A 24430-nucleotide genomic window follows, 5' to 3' on the forward strand; every position below is an offset into this window, starting at 1 on the left:
TGTATTTGGGATGATTTACTTCGTTTATTCGCTATCGCTCGGGTGGCAAATCCGAAAATAGGAGTTAATTCGAAATCAAACAAAAAATCAAAACATAATAAAAGATCCTGTAAATCAACTAATTTACAGGATTCTATATTAAAATAAGTAATAGTTTTTACTCCATCAAAAACACGGTCAAACCTCTAGCTCCGTGAGCTCCTAAAACCAAAGATTGCTCAATATCGGCAGTTTTGGACGGGCCTGCTATAAAAGTAGCAAAGCCATATTCTTGGTTTGCTATTCTATCGTAGGCTTGGTGCATGGTGGCAACAATATCTTTTTTATTAACGATTATTGCCAAATATTGCGGAATAAACGGTGATACACGTTGCCCTAGAACAGCATCGGTTACCCAAAGAGCAGAGTTTTCGGCAACTCCAAAATGCGCTTTTACCAAAGCCAATTCTACATCTTTCAAAGAATGCGGATCTACAGTAAACCAATCCAGAGTGGCAATTTCTGAAAGTTCGGGAATGGTAGTAATTATTCGTTTATCTGTAGCGTAATTTTCCTTTACAAAATCAATCACTTCTTGGTAATTCGAAACTTCAATAAAATCGCCTCCAATACCACTTAAAACTGTTTTGTATTTGTCCAAAATATCAAATTTTTCCTGACCTAAAACAGCTAAATCAGGCAATGTGTTAACAATTTCGGGTTGATTTTGTTTTATTTTTTCTAAAATACTGGCTCTGCTACTCATTGTCTTTTCCTTTAGATTCTTTTGCATTTTTCTTGTACCATTCACGGAATGATTCTTCTGGTGGCGCTGGCATTTCTCTTTGTTTGTACCAAGCATTCAAATTATTATTCACCATAAAAGGGGCATTTTTCATTACAAATCGTCCCGCTTTTCCTGCTAAATCAAACACCATTGGATTAGCCAAAACAGCTGCCATTCCTTTCATTGCCACAGTTTTTGCAGTTGGTGTATGTCCTTCTTTTACCAATACCTGACGCCATTTGTACAACTGATCGTGAATGTCAATTTTTACAGGACAAACATTGGTACAAGAACCACAAAGTGTGCTGGCAAAAGGCAAATCGGCATTTTTACTCATATCGAGATTGGGTGCCAAAATAGAACCAATAGGTCCCGCCACAGCATTGTGATAACTGTGTCCGCCACTTCGTCTGTAAACAGGGCAGGTGTTCATACAAGCACCGCAACGAATACATTTCAAAGAATTCCTGAAATCTTCTCTACCTAATTGAGTACTTCTGCCATTATCAACAATTACAATGTGCATTTCTTGCCCCACTCTTGGCTTTTTGAAATGACTCGAAAAAGTGGTTATAGGTTGTCCTGTAGCACTTCTTGCCAATAGTCGAAGAAAAACACTCAAATGCTTGCGCTCGGGAATCAATTTTTCAAATCCCATAGAAGCAATATGCACATCGGCAAGATGCGCACCCATATCGGCATTTCCTTCATTGGTGCAAACCACAAACTCACCCGTTTCTGCGATTGCAAAATTAACGCCTGTCAAAGCCACTTTTCTGGTAAGGAAAGTATCTCGAAGTTGATGTCTCGCAGATTCAGTTAAATATTGAGGATCAAAATTTCCTTTTTCTGTTCCCAAATGTTCATGAAATGTTTCACTAACATCTTCTTTTTTAAGATGAATAGCTGGCAAAACAATGTGACTTGGCGGTTCTTTACGAAGTTGTACAATATATTCTCCCAAATCAGAATCGATTACTTCAATTCCTTTTTCTGCTAAATATTCATTCAAATGGCATTCTTCCGTAAGCATGGATTTGGATTTCACCATTTGCTTGACATTATTCTTTTCCATTATAGAATGTACAATTCTGTTGTGCTCCTCACCATCGGCTGCCCAATGAACAATGATTCCATTTTGCAACGCATTGGCTTCGAATTGCACCAAATAATCATGAATATTAGAAAGTACGTTGTTCTTGATTTGCGATGCTGTTTCACGCAAGTTTTCCCATTCGGGAATGTTGTGTGCGGCTTTATCTCTCTTTTCACGAACAAACCAAAGCGTTTCATCGTGCCAATTTACGCGCTCCACATCTTTATTAAAACGTGTCGCGGCTTCGCTATGTTGTATTATTTTTTCTGAAGACATCTTATAGTAGTTTTCTATAGACCATTAGTCCGTTTAGAATCAATTTTTATTTACAAAATTCAACACATTTTCATGAATAGAATGCTCTCCTTGAACCGCATCTGCACTTACCTTTTTTAGAAAAATATTTTCTATAGGAAGTTCTTTTTGCCCTAATATTTTGGAAACAAACTTCACATTAGTTGCTTTTACATTATCCAAATATACGTTTTTAATAGGAGTTAATCGACGTTCGATTGTTGGAACTAAATCTTTCCATTGGTACAAAACATCGGTTTCTATGCCCAATATTCCTTGGTCAATTTTACCAGAAGTAATATTGCTCATGTAGATATTTTTGACATAACCTCCTCTGCGTTCATTGGTTTTGATAAAAAGAAGGTGATTGAGTTTTGCCCCATCAATAACGGTACATTTATCAATAAATACATTTTCGATTCCACCTGATAATTCACTACCTATGGCGACTAATTGGTGGCCGTTTTTGACGGTACAATTACGCATCACAATATTTTTAGAAGGAGTATTCAATCGCCAAGCATCTTGATTACTTCCTGATTTGATAGCAATTGCATCATCACCTTGATCGAAAACACAATTTTCAATCAATACATTTTGGCTCATTTCTGGATCCACACCATCATTGTTGTGACCGTGAGCATAGACTTTCAAATTGCGAAGCACCACATCTTTAGACAAAAATGGATGAATCGTCCAAAAAGGGCTATTAGTTATCGTAACACCATCCATCAAAATATTTTCACAACGATTGAATTGAATAAATTGCGGACGAAAATTGGCAGTATCATTGACCATTTGTCGTTCTTCCATCGGTTTGTTGTAAGAAGCCAAATAGTACAATCTTTTCAAACTTTCCATGTGTGCTTTTGGGCGTTTGAACCATATTTTCCACACATCCATTTTGGCTTTCAATTCGCCTTCGCCTGTAATAGCTATGTTTTTGCATTGATACGCATAAATGAGTGGCGAATAATTATAGCATTCATAGCCTTCCCAAGTACTTCGAACAGCAGGCAGATAATCTTTTGGATTTTCTGAAAAAAGCAACAATGCGCCTTTCTCTAAATGCAAATTGACATTGCTTTTAAAATGAATTTTGGCTGTTAACCATTCGCCTTCAGGAATGACTACTGTTCCGCCTCCAACTTGATTGGCTTTAGCAATAGCATCGTTTATGGCTTTTGAAGTTTTGTCTTTATCTCCTTTAACAGCTCCAAAATCAACAATAGAGAATTTAGCACATTTGCTAAAATCGGGTACATTGATAGCAGGCATTTTAAAAGGTGCTTCTACCTTAACCTTTTTTAAAGTTACTGAAGACTTATCTTTTTTAAAAGACAGAAAAATAAGTGACAGAAAAAGGACTAAACAGAGGGTTATTTTTTTCATTTTATAGTTAATTTTTTAAATTTCAAAAAACAAAATCCTATGTTTTTTTTACAACGAAGAATTTAATATTTCAGCAATGTGAATGGTTTTTATTGGACTTTTTTGTCTTCGTAAAATCCCCTCCAAGTGCATCAAACAAGACATATCTCCACCAGTAATATACTCCACTTGGTGTTTCTCGTGGTCTTTGATTCGATCTTGTCCCATTTTTACAGAAATGGCTTCTTCGGTTACACAAAATGTACCTCCAAAACCGCAACATTCATCTTTTCTGGATAAGGAAACTAAATCAATTCCTTTGATTTTGCTCAATAATTGTCCTGGTTTAGAGAAAGGAGCTGCATTCAACTCACTCATTTGCGAAAGTTTTAATCCTCTTTGTCCGTGGCAACTTTGATGCATTCCTACTTTGTGTGGAAAATTTCCTTCGATAGATTCTACTTTCAAAATATCAGTAATGAATTCCGTTAGTTCAAATACACGGTGACGCATTTGCTTGGCTACAGCTTCGTTATTGGCATCATGCAAATGTTCTTTGACGTGCATTACACAACTTCCAGAAGGGCAAACGATATAATCGAATTCGGCAAAATTTGCCACAAAATTAGCCTCGCAACCTGTCGTTAAATGTTGGTATCCGCTATTAGCCATAGGCTGTCCGCAACAAGTTTGCTTCATTGGGAAACGAACATCACAACCTAATTTTTGTAATATTTCATAAGTAGCAATACCCACTTTTGGATAAAACTGATCTACATAACACGGTATAAAAAGTCCAATTTTCATTTTCATTTATTTAAAATTGATACGTTGGAACGGTTTTGAAACCCGTCCGTACGCAATTTATATGTTTTGTTTCATTGAAATAAAACTATTTTTTTTAAATCAATTTTCAACCTACAACGGATTCATTTTCATTCGTAATTCGTAATTTTTTAATTCGTAATTGAATTAATGCTTGTAAAATTTCAAATCAATCAAATCGTTTTGAATTGGCTTTGGATTCCAGCTATTATGAATCGCCAAAGCTGCACCTAAAGCACTAGCCTGTGCCATTGAAGCCGCGTACACTTCCATATCTGGAAAAGCTTGCGCTAATAAATTCATAAAAATAGAATTCTTACTAAATCCTCCGTCAACAAAAACTTTCTTCACAGGGCTATTATGAATGACCAGTTGGGTAGAAATCACTTGTTGAGCAATAATATCCATTATCAATTGGTGGTAAGCCACTTCGTAATTTTTGAAGCTATCCAAATTTCTATTTTCGAAAGGACATTTCTCAACAAAAGAGTCTGTATTGAAAGACGTTTCTTTGAAATTTGTAATTCTCAAATCGGCAATAATATCTTTATTATAGGTGATTTCTTTGTAAAAATTACTAGCTAATCCGAAATGTTCGGCAATTCTTTTAGATTCAATTTCGTGTGTATTTCCAGCAAATAATCGTGCTGCTTTTACAGGAATATTTTTATTTTGCAAGAAACACAAACAGTCTTTATTCAATTCTTCCGAAGTTAAAACTTTATCATTAAATGGATTAATAGAAATACTCCAAGTTCCAGTTGACAATAAAACAAACGGTTCTGTAAAATTGATTGTGTAAGGAATTAATGCCGAAGAACTATCGTGCAAACCAATACCTACTGAAATTCCGCCTTCAATTCTTAAAGTTTCTTGTACGTTATGAATTGGAGCTAATTTGTCTATTATTCCTTCATTAGTCAACCATTTGTGGTACTTCATTTTTTTGAAATTCCAAAGACTAGTATGGCATCCAATGCTGGTAATATCTGTAAAATAGCGTTTTGTTAAAATAGAGCTTAAATATTGAGGCAAGTGTAAGCAATATTTTACTTTCGAAAACAGTTCAGGTCTTTCTTCCTTGAAACGGTAAATTTGCATTCCTGAATTCAAACTTCCTAAAACTGGTGAAGCGGTCTTTACAGCAAACTTTTTCTTACCCTTGTATTTTGGATAAAATTCATCTTCTAAAGCTTCTGGATACGGTTTTAAATAATTATATAATGGTGTCAAAGCTTTCCCTTCAGCATCTACATATACAAAACTAGCACCGTATGTACTAAAATTGATTGCTTTTAGAATGTAATCTTTCAATTCTTGAAGTTCAGTTAACCTGTCGGCTACCCATTTGCTCAATTCCAAAATATTTTCGCAAGGAAAACCATCTTCATCTACTGTTTCTTCAAGTATTACTGATTTTTCCCAAACAATTCGATAATTTTCGTCAAACAAAAAGACTTTTTTATTTGTTTTTCCAATATCAAAAATCGCAACTACATTCATTTTTAAACTATTTTATAATAGACTGTCCAAATAAAGGACAATATTTTCTTTTTAAAATTCTTTTAGAAACACCCATAAAATTTGACACAGATTTCACATCTTTCTTTAAAAAATTTGTAAAATCTGTGTCAGTCTATTTATCAGGTATTCGAACAGTTTATTACAATCCTGTAGCTACTGTTTTTAATCCTCTTTCTCCAATAAGTTCTTTTCTTACTGCTAAATCACGATACAAAGCTACTGGATTCAATGCTGCTCCAGCACGCAAACGCGCTTCGGCAACCAAGGCACGAACATCAGTACGGAAAGCGTTTTGCAAAATCTCTTGCGCTTTTACCACATCGTTTTCTTCTTGAGCGATAACCAATGCTTTTCTATCTACAGAAAGTGCTTGAGCATAAGCAATCATAATTGCTTCTACAGATTGCAATAAATCTTCCATTGGATCTTTGATGTTGTGAGAAGCATCTATCATCCAACCTAAATCTTTGGCGTGATTCATTCCTCTAGCATCCATTCCTTCAACCAATTCATTGAAAATCAAGAATAATTGGTATGGTTTCAAAGCACCAGCTGTTAAATCGTCATCACCATATTTAGAATCATTGAAGTGGAATCCACCTAATTTATCTTCCATTAATAATATAGAAACAATTTGCTCGATATTAGCATTTGGTAAATGGTGACCTAAATCCACTAATGTTTTAGCCTTATCCCCTAATTTTTTCACATAAGAATATGATTGTCCCCAATCAGCAACTGTTGTAGAATAGAAATTAGGTTCAGCACATTTGTACTCTAAAAACAATTTCCAGTTGGCTGGCAAAGCAGCATAAATTTCTTGTAAGCTTTCTAAAGTGTTTTCATAAGCTCTTCTGAAATTTAATTGTCCTGGGAAATTAGATCCATCCGCTAACCAAACTGTCAATGATTCAGAACCCAACTCAATGCCTTGTTTAATTACTTCGATATTGTGATCCACAGCTTGTTTACGTACGGCTTTGTTCACGTTTTGCAATGATCCATATCGGTAAGTATGTTCCGCATTGGCTTGATCTTGAAACGTATTTGAATTTACTGCATCAAACAATAAATTATGTTGAGCCGCCAAAGCTTTGATTGCTTTATGATCTTGTGGAATATCCCATGGAATGTGCAAAGAAATAGCTCCAGAAGCATTATTCAAAGCGTGTAGCAAACCTACATCTTCGATTTTTTCTTCTAATGAGCGTGGTTCTCCACCACCTGGAAAACGACCAAAACGAGTTCCTCCAGTTCCTAAAGCCCAAGATGGAATTGCGATTTGAAAATCGATTAATTTTTTGATAATAGCTTCTGATTCAGCAATTTCTGAAGCAGTAAAAACCAATTTATTTTTATGAGATTTTAATAAATCATCATTATGAGATGCAATTTTGTTAGAATCAATTAACATAATATTTTTTTTAAAAGAAAGTTAGAAAACTAGTTTAAACGAAGTTATAAGCGGTATAAAATAAATGAAGTCTAAAAAATTTAGACTTTATACTACTTTAAAGATATAACTAAAATGGGAGTGAAAATTAAGGTTTATTTAGGTAGTAATTTAATTTATACTATTAAAATTTAATTAAAATTAAGTAAATCTAACGTCCGAAATGAATCGAACGTTAGAAAAACCACCATTACTAACCAAAGTAAAAACCAATTATCTATAAAAGCCCATTGATACACCACCATCTACATTCAAAGCATTACCTGTTGATTTCCCCAACAAGCCACCTACGAATGCAAAACAAGCGTTTGCAATATCATCTGGCAAAATAATTTCATTCAATAAAGTACGTTTTGCATAGTAAGCAGGCAATTCAGCCACAGTAATACCATACGCTTTTGCACGACCTTCTGCCCATCCACCTGACCAAATATTAGAATCAGAGATTACTGCATCAGGGTTTACTGTATTCACACGGATTTTGTCAGCACCAACTTCAGCAGCCATCAAACGAGTCAAGTGAGCTTGAGCCGCTTTGGCAGATCCGTAACCAGGATTGTTTGGTCCAGCAACCACTGCGTTTTTAGATACAATGTTTACGATATCGCCACCAAAACCTTGTTTGCGCATTACTTCGATTCCCGCTTTAGAAACAATAAATTGTCCTTTCACCAAAATATCGTATAATCTATCCCACTCTTCTAATGAATGTTCAGCGATAGATTTTGAAATACTGATTCCAGCATTGTTCACAATAATATCAGCTCCACCAAATGCTAAACAAGCAGCATCTAAAGCCAATTCAGTGCTTTTTTCATCAGTTACATTCAATAAAGTACTAGAAACTGCATCTTTACCAAAAGCTTTAACGAAATCAGCAGTTGCGCCTTGTAAACGCTCTTCGTTGATGTCATTGATAACTACACAAGCACCTTCTTCGGCGAATTTTTTAGCGATAGCTTTTCCAATTCCACCAGCCGAACCTGTAATAACAGCGATTCTTCCAGATAATGCTTTTGGTTTTGGCATACGTTGCAATTTAGCTTCTTCTAACAACCAATATTCGATGTCGAAAGCTTCTTGACGTGGCAATGATGTGTATTCAGAAACCGCTTCGGCTCCTTTCATTACATTTACCGCATTCACATAATATTCTGATGCCAAACGCGCCATTGTTTTGTCTTTTGCAAAAGTAAACATACCAACTCCTGGATATAAAATTACCACTGGATTTGGATCACGCATGGCTGGTGAGTTTGATTTTTTGCAAGTATTGTGGTATTCTTTATACATTTCACGGTAAGCCTCAAAAGCAGGAGTTAATTTTGCTTTGATAGCATTTACGTCTGATAAATCTTCGTTTGGATCTAATTCCAAAACCAAAGGACTGATTTTAGTACGCAAGAAGTGATCTGGACATGACGTTCCAAGAGGTGCTAATTTTTCCAAATCATTAGAATTGATAAACTCTAATACTCTTTTATCATCTGTATAATGACCAATCATTTTACGTTCAGAAGAACAGAAACCTCTTAAAATTGGAGCTACTTTGGCAGCTTGTAATTTACGAGCATCTTCTGGAAGACTTTCTAATTTTTGACCTCCAAAAACTGGACGTGTTTTTCCGTAGTTACTTTCTAAAAATTCAGCACATTTTTCAATTACTTCCAATGTGTTGATGTAGCTTTCGTAAGCCGTGTCTCCCCAAGTAAACAAACCGTGAGAACCTAACATTACTCCTTTTAGTTTTTTTCCTTTTGCTTCAGCTTCTTGCAAGCAAGCACGCATTTGAAGACCTAGATCAAAACCTGGACGTTGCCATCCCACCCAACCGATTTCTCCGTTGAATAATTCTTCTGTGATTTTCTTACCATCTTTTGCAGCAGCGATTGCAATTGCAGCATCTGGGTGCAAGTGATCGATGTGTTTGAAAGGCAAGAAACCGTGCAATGGCGTATCGATAGAAGGTGCTTTTGACGCTAAATCAAAAATACAGTGGTTGAACAATTCCACCATTTCGTCTTCGAATTCGATTCCTCTGTACACATTTTCAAGGTTAAGCAATCTTTCTAAATAAAGTGCCGCACAACCTGATTTGGTTAATGTCCCAATATCTCCACCAGAACCTTTAATCCACATTACTTCCGAAGGAGCTCCAGTTAATGGATCTTTATCAGTAATTTTCACAGAAGTGTTTCCACCTCCATAATTAGTTAATCTTAAATCCGCTCCTAATAAATTAGAACGGTAAATAAAAAGTGCTACTTCATCCCCAGCCATTGCTGCTGCTTTTGCTTCATCCCATAGGTAGCTTACGTGCTTAAAAGTCATGTTGTTTGAATTTATATTTGACATTGTTATTATATTTATATTATTTTATTAATTTATTAAAGTGAATTTCCGATTCCCACTATTACGATAGAGGCAAGAATAAGTCCGATTCCTAAAAGGAATGTATTGAAAGTTTTCTTGGAAACACCAGTCCATTCTTTCAAATAAAATCCCCAAAAGTTTGCCGTTAAAATAATTGTCGCCATGTGTAAAATCCATGAACTGGCTCCGTTTCCTAATTTACTTTCTCCCATTCCGTAGAAGAAGAATTGTAAAAACCACATGGTTCCTGCCAATGCCGAAAACATAATATTTTTACTTATAGGCGTTTGTTTATTTGTATAATCTCCAAAAGTTTTGTTTTTGAAGTTAAGATACATACACCAAATAAAGTTGATTGTCAATCCGCCCCAAAGTATTACAATATAGGTGACATTATTTTGAAATAAAGGATTAAATCCTTGAGCCACTGCCTCATCAGCCATTGATTTTCCTGCTTCAATTCCGAAGTTGAAGAATGAACTCAAAATACCTGATACGATGGCAATAATTAGTCCTTTTACAAGACTAAAATCTTTATCTTTATCTTCATGCCCTACTGCAAAATCTTTTTCTTTAAGCATACCTGCTTTTCCTGAAAAAGCAATCCCTAACAAGCAAACTACAACACCCAACAAAACCATTTGCCCGCCTGTATTCTGCAACATATCGGTGAAAGACGTTTTGCCTTCAACTGGATAAAAATTATAATAAATTGAAGGTACTAATGCTCCGAATGCCGAACAAAAACCTAATGTTATCGAATTTCCTAATGACATTCCTAAATAACGAACGCCTAAACCATAAGTAAGTCCACCAATTCCCCAAATCAATCCCATAGAATAGGTAACTGCTTTTACAGTTGAATCAGCACCGCTGATAATTTCAACAAAATTTGGAATGGTCAAATAAGCGGCAATTGGGGGTACAATCAACCAAGAGAAAAATCCACCAATAATCCAATAGCTTTCCCAAGCCCATCCTTTTACCTTTTTGTAAGGCATGTAAAAACTTCCAGAAGAAAAACCTCCGATTGAGTGAAAAATAATTCCTAATAATGCTTGCATCTAATAGTGTATTTTATGGTTAGTTATAATAGTATTGTAAAATAAATCAATATGCAAAACAAAACTATCCTGTACTATCCTTTACAAGAATAGCTAATTCCCTCAAGAACTAAATCATCTAATGAAAATTATATTGAATATTTAATGTCTTTTTTAATATTGTAAAAATAAAATCCGAAAAATTGAATTGCACAAAAACTCTTGTTATTAAGTAATATAGAACGCATTATTGTTAAAAACAGTATTAAAAAAAGAAAAGAAAATCAGAATATCTCTTTCTATTTTACTCAAAATTTTCAACTATTTAACCAACAATCTATTTTAACAACAGTACTTTTTTTTGTTACATATTTACACTCTTTTAGTTGCAAAACTATTTTAGTTTTATCAAAATCAATTTTAAAAAAAACAAGTATTTCTTGCTAAAACGAAATAACAAAACATTTTCGCATTTTTTTTATACTTTTCATCGGAAAACAATATTATAATTTCATTTTAATAGCATCCTTTTTATTTTAATATTTATATTTGCGTAATCGATTTCACTAATTGTATTCATTTTTCAAAAAGCCAATTTATTACCAAAAAATAATTTGATTATGTTGTATTTATCTGAAAAGAATTAGCAACAAAAATGTGAAATATAAATTTCCATAATAGCAAATGGATATAATTTATTAAAATATAAATATGATTAAGTTTATTACTATTGACGAAGATTCACGAGTACCTAAGTACCAACAAATTGTGGATTCTATTATTTTTAATATATCAAATGGTAATCTTAAAATTGACCAAAAAATTCCTTCTATCAATATTTTAAGTGAGGAATTCTACATGTCAAGAGATACGGTAGAAAAAGCATACAATATATTAAAGGAAAGAAAAGTAATTTCTTCCATAAAAGGAAAAGGGTATTATATTACTAGAACCAAATTGATTTCTAAAGTCAATATTTTGTTTTTATTTAATAAATTAAGTTCCTACAAAATGGCGACTTTCAATGCTTTTGTAAATCGAATTGGAGCCAATTCTCATACTGATTTACACATTTACCATTGTGACGAATCTTTATTTTTAAACTTAATAGATAAATACAAAGGAGCTTATGACTATTACGTTATAACTCCTCATTTTAAAACCGACAATTTAAAACATATTAGTTTTACTGATGATGTTGCCAAAGCTATAAAAAGCATTCCTAAAGAAAAGCTAGTTATAATGGATAACATCAAACTAGGAATGGACGGCGAAATCATTGAAGTATATCAAGATTTTGAAAATGATATTTACAATGCTTTGACGGAAGGTTTACCTAAAATAATAAAATACCAAAAATTAATTTTAGTTTACCCAGAAAATGCAATTTATCCTTATCCAAGACGAATTTTACAAGGATTTAAAAAATTTTGTGTAGAGAATGCCTTAACTTTTGAAATCCTTAACCATGTTTATCCGGATATGGTTTTGAAAAAAGGAGATTTATTTATTACCATCGAAGAATCGGATTTGGTAAATTTAGTCAAACAAATCAGAGACGATGAGTTTGTTTTAGGAAAAGAAATAGGTATCATATCTTATAACGATACTCCTCTTAAAGAATTATTAGGTATCACTGTAATTTCTACCGATTTCAAAGTAATGGGAGAAACGGCTGCCCGAATGATCCTTAATGGCGAAAAAGGCAAGACGAAAGTTCCTTTTAATCTAATTGATAGAAACTCTATTTAATCTCTTAAATATCAATTACGAATTAAAAATTACGAATTAGGATCGCAAGGTGCCGATTGAATACTAAAAATGTATTATTAATTGTAATTAATGATTATGAAAAAATCTTTGTCAAAGTTATTCAACTTTGACAAAGATTAGACATAAGAAAATTATTTTTGGTAAGCTACAGCTAGTTGTTTGCTTGAACCTAATCCTTCCATTCCTAATTCGATTACATCACCTGCTTGGATATAAACTGGATTTGGTTTTATTCCCAATCCAACACCTGGAGGGGTTCCTGTACTAATTATATCACCTGGAAGCAAAGTCATAAATTGGCTTAAATAATGCACCAAATAAGGAATTTTGAACACTAAATTCAAAGTGTTACTGTTTTGGTATGTTTTACCATTCACCGTCAACCACATCGATAAATTATCGACATCGGCAATTTCGTCTGTTGTCGCCATGAAGGGACCAAGTGGTGCAAAGGTATCGCAACCTTTTCCTTTTGCCCATTGTCCGCCACGTTCCAACTGAAAACCTCTTTCGCTGTAATCGTTGTGCAAACAATAACCTGCTACATAATCCATAGCGTCAGCTTCATCAACATAACTGGCTTTTTTTCCAACTATAAAGGCCAATTCGATTTCCCAATCGGTTTTGTCGCTGTTTTTTGGAATTATTACATCATCATTGGGACCACACAAAGCAGTTGTTGATTTAAAGAAAATAATAGGCTCTGTTGGAATTGCAGCACCAGTTTCAACACAGTGATCTACATAATTTAATCCAATACAAATAATTTTTGAAGGTCTAGCTACTGGAGAACCCAAACGAACAGAATCAGCTACTTCCGGAAATGAAGTATTACTTTCTATAGCTTTTTTTAATTTTTCTAATCCATTATCTTCAAAAAAAGCTTCGTTATAATCTGTTACAATCGAAGAAACATCATATCTTTTTTCTTCAATTAAAATTCCTGGTTTTTCTTTTCCAGCTTCTCCAAAACGTATTAGTTTCATATTTCTATTTTTAATTTATTTCTATTTATTTAACTATTCAATTTGATAAATCCTCCGTCGATAGGATAATCGCAACCCGTAATAAAACCAGCTTCGTCACTGCATAAAAACAAGGCCAAAGCGGCTACTTCTTCTGGTTTTCCCATACGTCCAATAGGTTGTGATTTGGATAATTTATCAAACATTTCTTCTTGATTGTCTGGATAATTTTTGGCAATAAATCCATCCACGAAAGGGGTGTGCACTCTGGCTGGCGACATCGAATTGCAACGAATATTTTCATTAATATAATCTTTAGCAATGGATAAAGTCATTGACATTACTGCACCTTTGGCAGTTGAATAAGCAAATCGATCGGACAATCCTACCCAAACGGCAATAGATGCCATATTGACGATAACACCGCCACCCGAAAGTCGTAATTGTGGAATCGCAGCATACAAGCAGTTGTAAACTCCTTTTACATTGACGCTCATTACTCGATCAAAATCAGCTTCGGGAGTAGTTTCTACTTTCCCTACGTGAGCAATTCCAGCATTATTAATCAAAATATTGATATTGCCAATTTTTTCAAATGTTGCTAAAACTTCTTGTTGGTTTGCGACATTGCAAGCATGTGAAAAAACTTTTCCTCCAGCAGCACTGATTTCGGATACAGCCTCTTTGGCGCTTTCTTGAGTCAATTCTATAATATGAACTTCTGCACCTTGTTTAGCAAATAAAGAGGCAATTGCCTTTCCGATTCCGCTACCGCCACCAGTTACGACAGCTTTTTTATTTTGTAATGATAACATAATTATATGAGTATATTTTGAAGTGTAAAAATAACAATTACAACAAAACAAAATGCCTAATCCAAAGAAATAATATCTGGATTAGGCATTTTTAACAAAGCTTTTAAATGTATCAAAAAGAATTCTTCGAGATAAAATCTATTCTTTCTTTGAATTTGGTTGCCAACCACTCAATATTTTACTTATGGTATAATCTGATTTTACTTGTTGAGCCGTTAGACTATGCGACCAAGTTACTCGATTTGATAAATCTCCTCCTTTTCCAGTAGATTCATATTCTGCGTAAAACGTAGTGGATTCTGCGTCTTTTTTTCCCCAGTTAGACCATCCTTGAGGATTGATATGCTCTCCTATTTCGCAATTAATAAAAACCGTTTTGGCATAATTACGCCAAGGTCTTCCTAAATATACACTTTCTTTAGGTGCATCACTAGTGAGCTTACAATTCAAAAAAACATAGCCATAAGCAATGTTCACAGGCGTAGAAGCTGCCGTAACATAAGAACTACCTAGTTTTGAAAACAACTCACAACTATCAAATACAGCTGTTGAAGCACCAAAAATAAAATCGGTTGTGCCTTCGATATAACAATTCTTATAATACTGCCTACTTTTGTCTCCGCGGGTGTACAGTGTGTCTTGAAATCCTAAAAATCTGCAATTAGTAAAAGCTACTTTATCGCCATCTATTCGTACTGCAACAGCTTGACCGACTGGTCCTGAAGAATTTTCAAAAGTGATGTTTTCGGCTTTAAAATAATCGCCATCAATGGCAAAACTATAAGAACCTGATGTTCCGATATTTGTTCCTTCAGCATTCTTTTTGGATGCAAAATCATCATAAGTGAGTATCGTTTTGTCTTTATCTTCTCCAATAAAAGTGATATTTATTTTGTCTATTGGTATCGCTATTTTCTCTTTATAGATTCCATTTTTGATGTAAATCTTGGTTTCTTTTTTCTTCAAAAGCGGCACTGAATTAATTGCTTCTTGAACCGTCTTGAAATCTCCAGAACCTTTGGCATCAACAACAATATCGTGTTTTTTGGCAATTGTTTTAGAACTATTCATTGCTGCAAGTGTAAAACAATTAAATATAATTAGAGAAAGTACTCCAAGGCAATTTTTTTTTATTTTAAATTTCATTTATAGATAGTTTGTTTCAAATTAATCGTACTGCCCAGCATTCACTTCTTTTACGATACTGTTTAGATATACTTCAATATTATCATAAGCGGAACTCAAATCTCTACCGTTAGGATTGGCTAAATTTGGGTTTAATTTTTTCTCAATTTCCCAAGCGTCTGGCATTCCGTCATTGTCTGTATCTACTGGAGGGGTTGTCGATTTTAAATCTGGCCAACCTCCAACGTCATTTTGTGAGTCGATCATTCCTTTTGTTCCACCATTAGATCCTTCGAATGAATAGGTTTTGTTTTTTACATTGTCCAATATTCTCGTATCTACAGCATCTCTAACCAAATTTGCTCCCACATATTTTAGTACTCTTTCATAAGCAATAGCTGCGGTATGAGTCGTAACATTTCCTTTAATATCAAGAGGAGTATCTAATTTCATATTCTTTTTATCAGCATCAGAAACGACTCCATAACTAGAATGAAACTGATTATACACACCATAATCCCAATTATTATTAGAAACAATTGGACTTCCTTCTACAAAATTGCCATTGATATAGAATTTACCCCAAATATTATAAACTTCTGTTCCAACGTTTTTATTTTTATCGATAGAAATAATTCTATCGGTTTTTCCTGTTGCAGGACCTGGTTTATAGTAACAATTTACAATATTCACATTCATTGCTTCTCCACCGTAACAACTATTCCCTGACCAATTATAGATAACATTATTTCTTAAATCGACCAAATCAGTCAATGCAAAAGCTTTTCCTGCTTCTTCGCCTAATCTTGGATTTCTACTATCGTGATGCGCTAATAAATTGTGGTGAAATGAAGCATTTTTACCTCCCCAAACGCCACCATATCCATGAGCACCTTTTACGTGAACCGATGTTTTCAAAGATTCTGAAATGATAGACCATTGCAAAGTTGTATTTTCATTGGCATAAAAAGAAACACATTCGTCTGATGACCAACTCATCGAGCAATGATCTACAATAATATTTCTGTTGAATCTTCCTCCTAGAGCATCTGCTTCTTGCTGGGCTAAATCTCCCATTCTGAAACGGATATAACGTATAATAACATTACTCGTTTGAACAGAAACTGGATAATCTTTGATACAAATTCCGTCACCAGGAGCTGATTGTCCTGCGATGGTAATATCAGGATTTGATATTTTGAGAGTTGATTTCAAACTGATATTTCCCGATACTTTGAAAACCACAATTCTACTACCTGTAGCTTCTATAGCAGCTCTTAAACTTCCTGTTCCAGCATCGTTCAAATTGGTTACAAATAGCAATTTACCACCGCGACCACCTGTGGTAGATTGTCCAAATCCTTGTGCTCCAGGAAAAGCAAAAGCATCCTCTTGCACTTTGATTGGTTTTTCAACAACGGGTTCTGGTTTTGGAACTATCACCGCTGTATCGCTTTCGCTTTTGCTGCACGCTTGTAGTTGGAATGCCAAAAAAGCTATTCCTAAAATTTTTGTATGTTTCATCTTCTTAAATTATTTTATCAAAAAAAGGCACATGGATTAAGATGTGCCTTTATAAAATATTATTTTTTTTTATTTAAATTATTTGAGTCTCCAACGTGGATCACCAGCCGTTTTCACACCTTGAAAACCAGAATCTTTAAAATTAAAATCTCCTTGTAAAGGATCTTTCCACAAATCTGTTATTGTTTTAGTATATTTAAAATTGATTGGAGATGGAGTTGGGACTAAATATACTGCATCTGATGTTTGATGAGTATTTTGAAATGTAAAGTTTGTAGTAGCCAACTGACCTGCTTTTGTAAAATAACTATCATAACCAGCATTTGCATTTGCAAAATCCCAAGCTCTACCTAAAATCACATTTGTAAAAGAAACACCATTTGTAACATTTGCAGTAAAATCAAAGAAATAATTAGCTCCTACACCCACAACCTCACTGAAAGTACAATCTTTGACAATGATGCTTTCTGTATTTGCAGTACTTCTATTTGTTAAAAACCTTCTTATTTTATAAAAAGTTGAATTCGTTACTAAAACATTTAAATAATTGAAAGTGGCTGATTCATTGGCAAAACAAGTATAATCTAAAATATTACTCACAATACAATTATTAAATTCATAGTTACCTAAAGTACCTTTCATTCCAGATCTAAAACGTGCAATTCCCCTAAATGTATTAATCCTTGAATTATTAAATTTTAAGGTTCCAATTGTAACATCTGTAGATTGATTGAATAAATATCCTCCAGTAGTTCCTGTTAATGTAACACCATCAAAAATCACAGAATCAACATTTGATCCAGTAACAAAACTAAATTCTTTAGTAACATTAATTGTTGCGCCTGCTGGATTAAAACTAAGACCACTCACAATTTTAAGTGATTTATCAAAGGCATATCCAGTAGCGTTATAAGTAAAATTACCATCCAAAATTATTGTACTACCTGGAGCAGCAGCTATCATCGTAGGAATCAAAATTGTAGGATCGTTCGTGTTTCTCAAATCTATAGAATTTGGATCCAGAGGAATTGCAGGTTTAGTGGCATAAAGATTCCAACCTTTAATCACTCCATTACTGAATATAGCAATTTGATATTTGGTACCTGGTGTCAAACCATTAATAATTTTTACTCCAGCTAAATCTTCTGCAGAAGAAACAGGATGAGAAGCAATAGGAGTTAACAAAAACTCATCTGCCCCCTCAAATACTTTAATTTCAGTAACGGTCTGACTGGCATCGAAATTCCATCTAACCTTAACCGCTGTATCGATTAAATCTGCATCTGTAACAGGCTGTAAATTAGAAGGAAAAACTACCGTTTTCACACCTCCAAAATCAGAAATTCTACTATCAAATTCTGGGGTCTCTGCAATGGCAGTGGCACGAACTTGGTATAAAGTATTCCACAATAAACCGTCAAATACATACTTGTTTTGAGGAGTATCAACCGATTTTAAAATGGTTTTAAATGTATCTCTACTAATTTCTATTTTATAATACACAGCAGACTTCATTTTACCCATATCGACTATAATAGTGTTATTTATACTACTCAAGTCTTTATTCAAAACAGGTCTAAAAAGTCTTGTTTCAGGAAAAGTTTCTTGCGAACATGAATACAAGAATAAAACACCTACTAATAGCAGTAATGTCTTAAATATATTTATATTTTTCATTATTTATTTTTTTTAATTGACTAAAACTATTAATTGAATCCGTAACCATCATTTTTCAATACTCCTAAACTATTAGTGATTCCTACAGCCGGTATAGGAGAGACATATTTAACAGGGAATTTATATGGAGAAAAATACTGTTCAATAAATGGGTTATAAGTAGTTGGATCTGATGTTTTCTTTAAATTAAGTAACCAAGAGTATCTAGAATATCCTGGATCTGCAGGAGCAGCTACTTGCTTGTAATCACGATTCAAAATTGTTAATGTCCCATCAGCATTATTTTTTGCCCATATATAATCTGGCAAATCACTTAAACCGTAAAAAGCATCATCAGCTAATTTATGCAAACCATCAACCGTTTCTTTGATTTTTTTCTCATACAAATTCCATCGAATCAATTCTGATTTACGAGTTAACTCTCCACCAAATTCCCATGCTCTTTCATTTACAATAGCTTCAAAAAAGGTTGTCTTAGTTTCAGAAACAGTAGTAATATATTGATCTACTTTTGTAGGCCATAATGCAGAATCAAAGGCTCTTCTTCTTACTCTAGCTAATGCTTCTTTGGCTTCAGCAGTAGGTGTGCCATTTATCTCATTAACAGATTCTGCATACATCAATAATACATCAGCATAACGCATCATTGGCCAGTTGATACCAGTACCTTTAGAAGTTCCTGGACCAGGAGGTGTTTTTAACCATTCTCTACTCCATTTTCCTTGTGATATTCCACCAACACCAACTATTTGTTGTTTGTAATTAACATCTCTGTAGTACAATGCACAAGTTACATCTCTCCTTTTATCTTTAAAATCAAATGAATAATAATAAGTCGCTGGGATGTTCATATAATTACTACCTGTACCATATTGACCACCTTGAACAGTTATTCCTATATTCCAAGCAACATCTCCTTCTCCAATCGCGAATGGAACTTCAAATAAAACATCACTAGCTGCTGCTGCTGCTCCTGTTGGCACAATAAATTCTACTTCATTTCTGAAGATTTGTGCAAAATCAGTTGGCAACTGTCTGTCTTTTAAAGTCATTAATTTATTAGAATAATCTCTTGCAATTGCGTAATAATCTAAATAATCAGAAGGTCTTTTTTGAGTTAAATCAGGATATAACGAATACCCTCCTCTTTGCAGTGCTAACCTAGCAATCATTCCTAAAGTAAATTCTCTATTAACTTGCTCAACTCCATTAGGCACAGATTCTGCCCATTGCATCTTTGATTCAATATCAATCATATCTTGAATTACAGCCGAAAGCACTACATTTCTATCTTCTTTAGGCAAGTTAAATTCATCCCCTGCGACAGGTGCTTTTACCATAAACGGAACGTCTCCAAAAGTAAAAATAAGCATACTATACCAATAAGCTCTGATTGTGTAAGCTTCTCCTAACAATTGATCCAATCCTGCTTTTAATTCAACATCTGCTGAATTATACCCTTTACTTATACGAATACCGTCAATTACAATATTACAATCTCTAATAGCTCTATAGGCAACTTCCCAAACTACTTTTGTATCGGCATTACCTTCCCCTGCTCTTAAACCCCATAACTCATAACGTGCTCCAGTATTGGTTAGAGCTCCATTAGCTTCAATATCTGTATTTCCTTGCATATTAGATGACAGTCTAGATCTAAAGGCATCTTGTCCAAAATGAGCATAAATTGAATTTGTCGCTTTTCTAGCATCCTCTAAATTAGAAAATATATAATTGGTATCATAAGTAGATAATGATGTAGGGTCTAAAAAATCGGAACAGCTATTCAAACTGAATGCCATTAAGACGATTACTGTTTTTTTTATAAAATTATTCATAATACTATTTTTTCAGTTATTTTATTTTATTTGAATTACTTTTTTATTAGAAAGCAACATTTACACCAAAAGTATAAGTTCTACTTCTTGGATAAGATGAATAATCTAAACCTGGAGTCAAAGCTGAAAAAGCATCATCACTCCTATTAGAATTTACATCTGGATCATAACCTGAATATTTAGTCCATAATGCTAGATTAGTTCCTGTTACATAAAAACGCACATTTGAAATGATTGATTTCTTGAAATCTTTCATTGGAAGTGTATAACCAATTGTTACATTGTTTAATCTAATGTAAGAACCATCTTCAACAGCCCAATCAGAAACTACAGCAGTTGCTGCTCCAAAAGAATTACTACCACTCCATATTGTTTTGTTTTTGTTCATTTCTCCTAATTGAGCTAAATCAGTAACAAGTCCACCTGCAACTCCTGTTATAGAGCCATCAGTATCAATGTAGGTAAATCTGTTAGCAGAGTTCATAGTATTTAACATATTTCCGTAAGTTGTACGATACAATTGATTGTAATCAACTTTCCCTGTATTATATACATCATTTCCATAAGACCAGTTAAAAAAGGCAGAGATATCAAACCCTTTAAAAGTTCCGTTTATACCAAATCCTCCTTGGGCTTTTGGTAATGCGTTTCCAATAACTTGACGATCGTTAGTATTGATAACTCCATCTCCAACATATTGTCTATTCCCATTAGCGTCCAAAACAGGATTTCCATCACCATCGACAACCAATACAGTTGGTAAATCTTTTAGCTTCATAGTACCAGGCCTTGTAGGTGCACCAGTAACTGCTGAACTGCTTACTATACCTGATTTAAGCACTGGGGTACTAGTTGGGGTCGCTTGAGTAAAATCATCCACAGTGTACATACCATCGTTCACATAACCATAAATTAAACCTACTGATTTACCAACTTTTAAATAATAATCATCTCTATCTCTCAAATCAGTACTAGCCCAATTCGATTGAAAAAAACGTTCAGTAGTACCATCGAGTTCATCTATACTTGTTCTATTAACACCAAAATTCATAGTTAATCCTAAACTATAATCTTTTCCTTGTAGTAAGTTAGCATTCAAAGCCAACTCAATTCCTTTGTTTGAAGTTGCTCCAATATTTTTATACTGTGAACTAAATCCAACCTGTGGAGATATTGCTGCTTGTAATAACAAGTTTCTAGTTGTATTTCTATATACATCTAAATTACCATTAATTACTGAATTAAATAATCTAAAATCCAAACCTAAATTTCGAGTAGTTGTGGTTTCCCAAATCAATTCAGGGTTATATAAAACAGATCCAGATACATTATAAAAAGCATCATTAATATTATCACCAAAACCTGGCCCTCTAGTAGTATTTGCTACAAACAATAACTTATTAGCACCTGCAGGAATTTTATCATTTCCTACATCTCCATAACCAAATCTCAATTTTAATTCATTGAACACTTTAGAATCTTTCATCCATGGCTCGCTTGTAATTTTCCAACCCATAGAAAAAGCAGGAAAGTAAGCAATGTTATTTGCTCCTAAAAATTTACTTGAAGCATCACGACGAATTGTGGCAGTTAATAAATATTTATCATCAAAAGCATAAGTTCCTTTAGCAAATAATGAATACCAATTTTCATCAATTTTATCAAATGTAGAATGCTCTACAGTTGTACCTAAAACCATATTAGCAAACAATTCCTTTGGAGTCATAGTCTCTCTAAAATCCTCTGATCTTACATGTTGCTCTTTTCCTCCTTGAGATCGAACTTCATGACCTAACATAAGCCCTAATTCATGTTTTCCTAGATTTTTAAAATCATAATTCAATGTATTAGAAAATCTATATGAACTCTTTTGTTCATCATCTTTAATACCTATTGGCACTCCGTTACCATTCTGAACAGACTCACTAGTCAAAGGACCATAAAACCTAAGACTCTCATTATAATCAGTACCGTAATTAAGAGTTGATTTAGCCGTCAAGTTGCTTAATACATTCCAAGTAACACCAGCATTTAACACATAGCTTTTAAAAGTTCTCTTTCTCCAATCTTGTTCAGTTAATTTTTTAGGATCTACTAAAGTCAATAAAAATTGCTCATAAAGATCATCGTCAATCAAAGCAGAATCATCAAATTCCAATTCATCAGCGATACCATTGGTTGGTCTTGCAGTAAGAATATTTTTTATTCTTACCGAGGCTTTTCCTGAAGAACCTGCGCCATCAACTATTCTATTTGAAATTCTAGCACCAACATCTAATTTTAATTTTTTTGAAATTTCATGATTCATTTTAAAATTGATTACATCTCTCTTTTGTCCAGATCCAATCATCAAACCTTCATCCTTATTTGCAGAATAACTTAAACTAAATTTTGTGGTCTCACTACCTCCAGAAATACTTAAGTTGGTATAATAAGAATTAACAGGTCTTCCCAACACATCATCCTGCCAGTCAGTTGCTGGTTTTGACTTATACAACTCTAAATCATCATATTTCCCAAAAAATCGTTCAAAGTTATCCACATCATTTTGTGAAGTAATCCTTGCTTTTTCATATTGCATCATAACATACTCATACGGTGACAATACATCATATTTTCTATCTTTAGGTAAAGTTCCAATTTGCATGTATTGATTAAAATTAACTGTAGTTTTACCTGCTTTAGGGTTTTTAGTAGTAACAATAACAACACCATTAGCTCCTTGAGAACCATAAATTGCTGTAGTAGCCGCATCCTTTAAAACATCAATACTTTGAATGTCGCCAGGAGGAATATCATTCAAATTGGCTACTATAAAACCATCAACTACATATAAAGGAGCGTTATCTTGAGTTATAGACCCTCCTCCTCTCACACGGATTACAATATCAGATCCAGGAGCTCCGTCAACTGATTGAACACTTACACCCGCAAGTCTTCCTGCTAAAGCTTCAGCTACATTAGTCACAGGAATCTTACTCAATTCCTTGGCACCAATAGAAGATACTGCACCCGTTAAATTCTCTCTTTTAATGGTTCCATAACCAAAAGAAACAATCTTAACCTCATTAAGCGATTCTGAACTTGGTTTTAAAGACACATTAATAACAGTCTTACCACCTACAGAAACAGTTGAGTTTTCGTAACCTAAAAAACTAAAAACTAATACCGAATTAGCCGAAGTTAGTTTCAAGCTAAACTTACCATCCATGTTGGTACCAGCTCCATTTTTGGTTCCTTTTTCAATCACATTTACTCCTGGTAATGGAAAACCAGTTTCATCTTTAACGACTCCACTCACGGTCGTTCCGCTTTGGGCTCGGGCTTCATTACTCACAAACAAGTGGAGTAAGAACATAATCATAAAAAAACTTTTTACTGTTTTTTTAAACAAACATTTTAAAATCATAATTTGGTTTTTAGTAATTAGTAATTTGGTTAATGGTTATTGGTTAATTTTATCTTCTATATTTTATGAGTTGCCATTTATACAGTTACTCTTTATTTCTTTTTAATATTATTTTATTTAACTAGTTCAGTAAGTCATATAAACTCAAAATCACATTACAGAACACTATACAGAACAGAACAGATTAGGTAGCAATTATCATAAAATTAACTTAAAAAAAAGGTAATAAATATGTAATCGATTGCACAAATGTAAAAAACTAATTCAATAATTCTAAAAAAAAATGAAATAAAAAATCAATTTAATTTAAAAAACTAACAATAAATACAGTAATCAAAAAAAATAAATATATTAAATATGTATTTCTCAACTGAATTAACAAGCCAAATTTTAATAATTTAATATTTGCTCTATCAACAGAACTAAAATAAAACCATAAATACCTGTGGTAACCCCAAAAAGAAAGCACTACAGAATTAAAATTAAATTCTGTAGTGCTTCAAATTGATAATATAAAAAAAGTTTCAAAGGCTTTTACAGCATGAAACAAAATATCCTA

16 protein-coding genes are annotated in these 24430 nt (G+C 33.6%); 1 reads left to right on the plus strand and 15 read right to left on the minus strand.

Going from position 1 to position 24430, the window contains the following annotated elements:
- Positions 1–157 precede the first annotated feature (157 nt).
- The 8 genes from OZP15_RS11690 to rhaT form a co-directional block, all read right to left on the minus strand.
- Positions 158–745, minus strand: coding sequence for a LutC/YkgG family protein (locus OZP15_RS11690; protein WP_281336179.1), 588 nt, complete (start codon positions 743–745; stop codon positions 158–160).
- The gene (locus tag OZP15_RS11695) at positions 738–2138 is read right to left on the minus strand and encodes a lactate utilization protein B (RefSeq protein WP_281336180.1); all 1401 of its coding nucleotides are present in this window, start codon (positions 2136–2138) and stop codon (positions 738–740) included. Before OZP15_RS11695 ends, OZP15_RS11690 begins: the two co-directional genes overlap by 8 nt.
- A 39-nt stretch (positions 2139–2177) precedes the next feature.
- Complete coding sequence (locus OZP15_RS11700; RefSeq protein ID WP_269225596.1) at positions 2178–3548, minus strand: glycoside hydrolase family 28 protein; 1371 nt, start codon at positions 3546–3548, stop codon at positions 2178–2180.
- A gap of 48 nt (positions 3549–3596) precedes the next feature.
- Positions 3597–4334, minus strand: a complete 738-nt coding sequence (locus tag OZP15_RS11705; protein WP_281336181.1) for a (Fe-S)-binding protein — start codon at positions 4332–4334, stop codon at positions 3597–3599.
- Positions 4335–4499: 165 nt separating this feature from the next.
- Positions 4500–5855 (minus strand): FGGY-family carbohydrate kinase, encoded by a 1356-nt coding sequence (locus tag OZP15_RS11710; protein ID WP_269225597.1) that lies wholly within the window; start codon positions 5853–5855, stop codon positions 4500–4502.
- A gap of 160 nt (positions 5856–6015) precedes the next feature.
- The gene (locus tag OZP15_RS11715) at positions 6016–7290 is read right to left on the minus strand and encodes a sugar isomerase (protein WP_269225598.1); all 1275 of its coding nucleotides are present in this window, start codon (positions 7288–7290) and stop codon (positions 6016–6018) included.
- A gap of 252 nt (positions 7291–7542) precedes the next feature.
- Entirely contained in the window at positions 7543–9684 is a 2142-nt protein-coding gene (locus OZP15_RS11720; protein ID WP_281336182.1) for a bifunctional aldolase/short-chain dehydrogenase, read from the minus strand.
- A gap of 32 nt (positions 9685–9716) precedes the next feature.
- Positions 9717–10766 (minus strand): L-rhamnose/proton symporter RhaT, encoded by a 1050-nt coding sequence (gene rhaT, locus OZP15_RS11725; protein WP_269225599.1) that lies wholly within the window; start codon positions 10764–10766, stop codon positions 9717–9719.
- A 690-nt stretch (positions 10767–11456) separates the two neighbouring features.
- Between rhaT and OZP15_RS11730 the strand changes: the two genes are divergently transcribed.
- Positions 11457–12497: a GntR family transcriptional regulator gene (locus tag OZP15_RS11730; protein WP_281336183.1), complete on the plus strand. Its 1041-nt coding sequence runs from the start codon at positions 11457–11459 to the stop codon at positions 12495–12497.
- A 152-nt stretch (positions 12498–12649) separates the two neighbouring features.
- Here the strand turns inward: OZP15_RS11730 and OZP15_RS11735 are convergent, their stop codons facing one another.
- From OZP15_RS11735 to OZP15_RS11765, 7 genes are all read right to left on the minus strand, one after another.
- Entirely contained in the window at positions 12650–13504 is an 855-nt protein-coding gene (locus tag OZP15_RS11735; protein WP_281336184.1) for a fumarylacetoacetate hydrolase family protein, read from the minus strand.
- Between the two features lie 29 nt (positions 13505–13533).
- On the minus strand, positions 13534–14298 hold the full coding sequence (locus tag OZP15_RS11740; protein WP_269225600.1) for an SDR family NAD(P)-dependent oxidoreductase: 765 nt from the start codon (positions 14296–14298) through the stop codon (positions 13534–13536).
- 138 nt (positions 14299–14436) lie between these two features.
- Positions 14437–15369 (minus strand): pectinesterase family protein, encoded by a 933-nt coding sequence (locus OZP15_RS11745; protein WP_269225601.1) that lies wholly within the window; start codon positions 15367–15369, stop codon positions 14437–14439.
- A 96-nt stretch (positions 15370–15465) separates the two neighbouring features.
- On the minus strand, positions 15466–16947 hold the full coding sequence (locus OZP15_RS11750; protein ID WP_281336185.1) for a pectate lyase family protein: 1482 nt from the start codon (positions 16945–16947) through the stop codon (positions 15466–15468).
- A gap of 78 nt (positions 16948–17025) precedes the next feature.
- Complete coding sequence (locus tag OZP15_RS11755) at positions 17026–18624, minus strand: DUF5123 domain-containing protein (RefSeq protein ID WP_269225604.1); 1599 nt, start codon at positions 18622–18624, stop codon at positions 17026–17028.
- Between the two features lie 29 nt (positions 18625–18653).
- Positions 18654–20462, minus strand: a complete 1809-nt coding sequence (locus tag OZP15_RS11760) for a RagB/SusD family nutrient uptake outer membrane protein (RefSeq protein WP_281336186.1) — start codon at positions 20460–20462, stop codon at positions 18654–18656.
- Between the two features lie 46 nt (positions 20463–20508).
- Complete coding sequence (locus tag OZP15_RS11765; RefSeq protein WP_281336187.1) at positions 20509–23820, minus strand: SusC/RagA family TonB-linked outer membrane protein; 3312 nt, start codon at positions 23818–23820, stop codon at positions 20509–20511.
- Positions 23821–24430: the final 610 nt, after the last annotated feature.

The organism is Flavobacterium eburneipallidum, assembly GCF_027111355.2.
Classification (GTDB): domain Bacteria; phylum Bacteroidota; class Bacteroidia; order Flavobacteriales; family Flavobacteriaceae; genus Flavobacterium; species Flavobacterium eburneipallidum.

Excerpts from the sequence above, each read along its gene's own strand:
- OZP15_RS11690 (WP_281336179.1), bottom strand. The coding sequence starts at position 745 with ATGAGTAGCAGAGCCAGTATTTTAGAAAAAATAAAACAAAATCAACCC.
- OZP15_RS11695 (WP_281336180.1), bottom strand. The coding sequence starts at position 2,138 with ATGTCTTCAGAAAAAATAATACAACATAGCGAAGCCGCGACACGTTTT.
- OZP15_RS11700 (WP_269225596.1), bottom strand. The coding sequence starts at position 3,548 with ATGAAAAAAATAACCCTCTGTTTAGTCCTTTTTCTGTCACTTATTTTT.
- OZP15_RS11705 (WP_281336181.1), bottom strand. The coding sequence starts at position 4,334 with ATGAAAATTGGACTTTTTATACCGTGTTATGTAGATCAGTTTTATCCA.
- OZP15_RS11710 (WP_269225597.1), bottom strand. The coding sequence starts at position 5,855 with ATGAATGTAGTTGCGATTTTTGATATTGGAAAAACAAATAAAAAAGTC.
- OZP15_RS11715 (WP_269225598.1), bottom strand. The coding sequence starts at position 7,290 with ATGTTAATTGATTCTAACAAAATTGCATCTCATAATGATGATTTATTA.
- OZP15_RS11720 (WP_281336182.1), bottom strand. The coding sequence starts at position 9,684 with ATGTCAAATATAAATTCAAACAACATGACTTTTAAGCACGTAAGCTAC.
- rhaT (WP_269225599.1), bottom strand. The coding sequence starts at position 10,766 with ATGCAAGCATTATTAGGAATTATTTTTCACTCAATCGGAGGTTTTTCT.
- OZP15_RS11730 (WP_281336183.1), top strand. The coding sequence starts at position 11,457 with ATGATTAAGTTTATTACTATTGACGAAGATTCACGAGTACCTAAGTAC.
- OZP15_RS11735 (WP_281336184.1), bottom strand. The coding sequence starts at position 13,504 with ATGAAACTAATACGTTTTGGAGAAGCTGGAAAAGAAAAACCAGGAATT.
- OZP15_RS11740 (WP_269225600.1), bottom strand. The coding sequence starts at position 14,298 with ATGTTATCATTACAAAATAAAAAAGCTGTCGTAACTGGTGGCGGTAGC.
- OZP15_RS11745 (WP_269225601.1), bottom strand. The coding sequence starts at position 15,369 with ATGAATAGTTCTAAAACAATTGCCAAAAAACACGATATTGTTGTTGAT.
- OZP15_RS11750 (WP_281336185.1), bottom strand. The coding sequence starts at position 16,947 with ATGAAACATACAAAAATTTTAGGAATAGCTTTTTTGGCATTCCAACTA.
- OZP15_RS11755 (WP_269225604.1), bottom strand. The coding sequence starts at position 18,624 with ATGAAAAATATAAATATATTTAAGACATTACTGCTATTAGTAGGTGTT.
- OZP15_RS11760 (WP_281336186.1), bottom strand. The coding sequence starts at position 20,462 with ATGAATAATTTTATAAAAAAAACAGTAATCGTCTTAATGGCATTCAGT.
- OZP15_RS11765 (WP_281336187.1), bottom strand. The coding sequence starts at position 23,820 with ATGTTCTTACTCCACTTGTTTGTGAGTAATGAAGCCCGAGCCCAAAGC.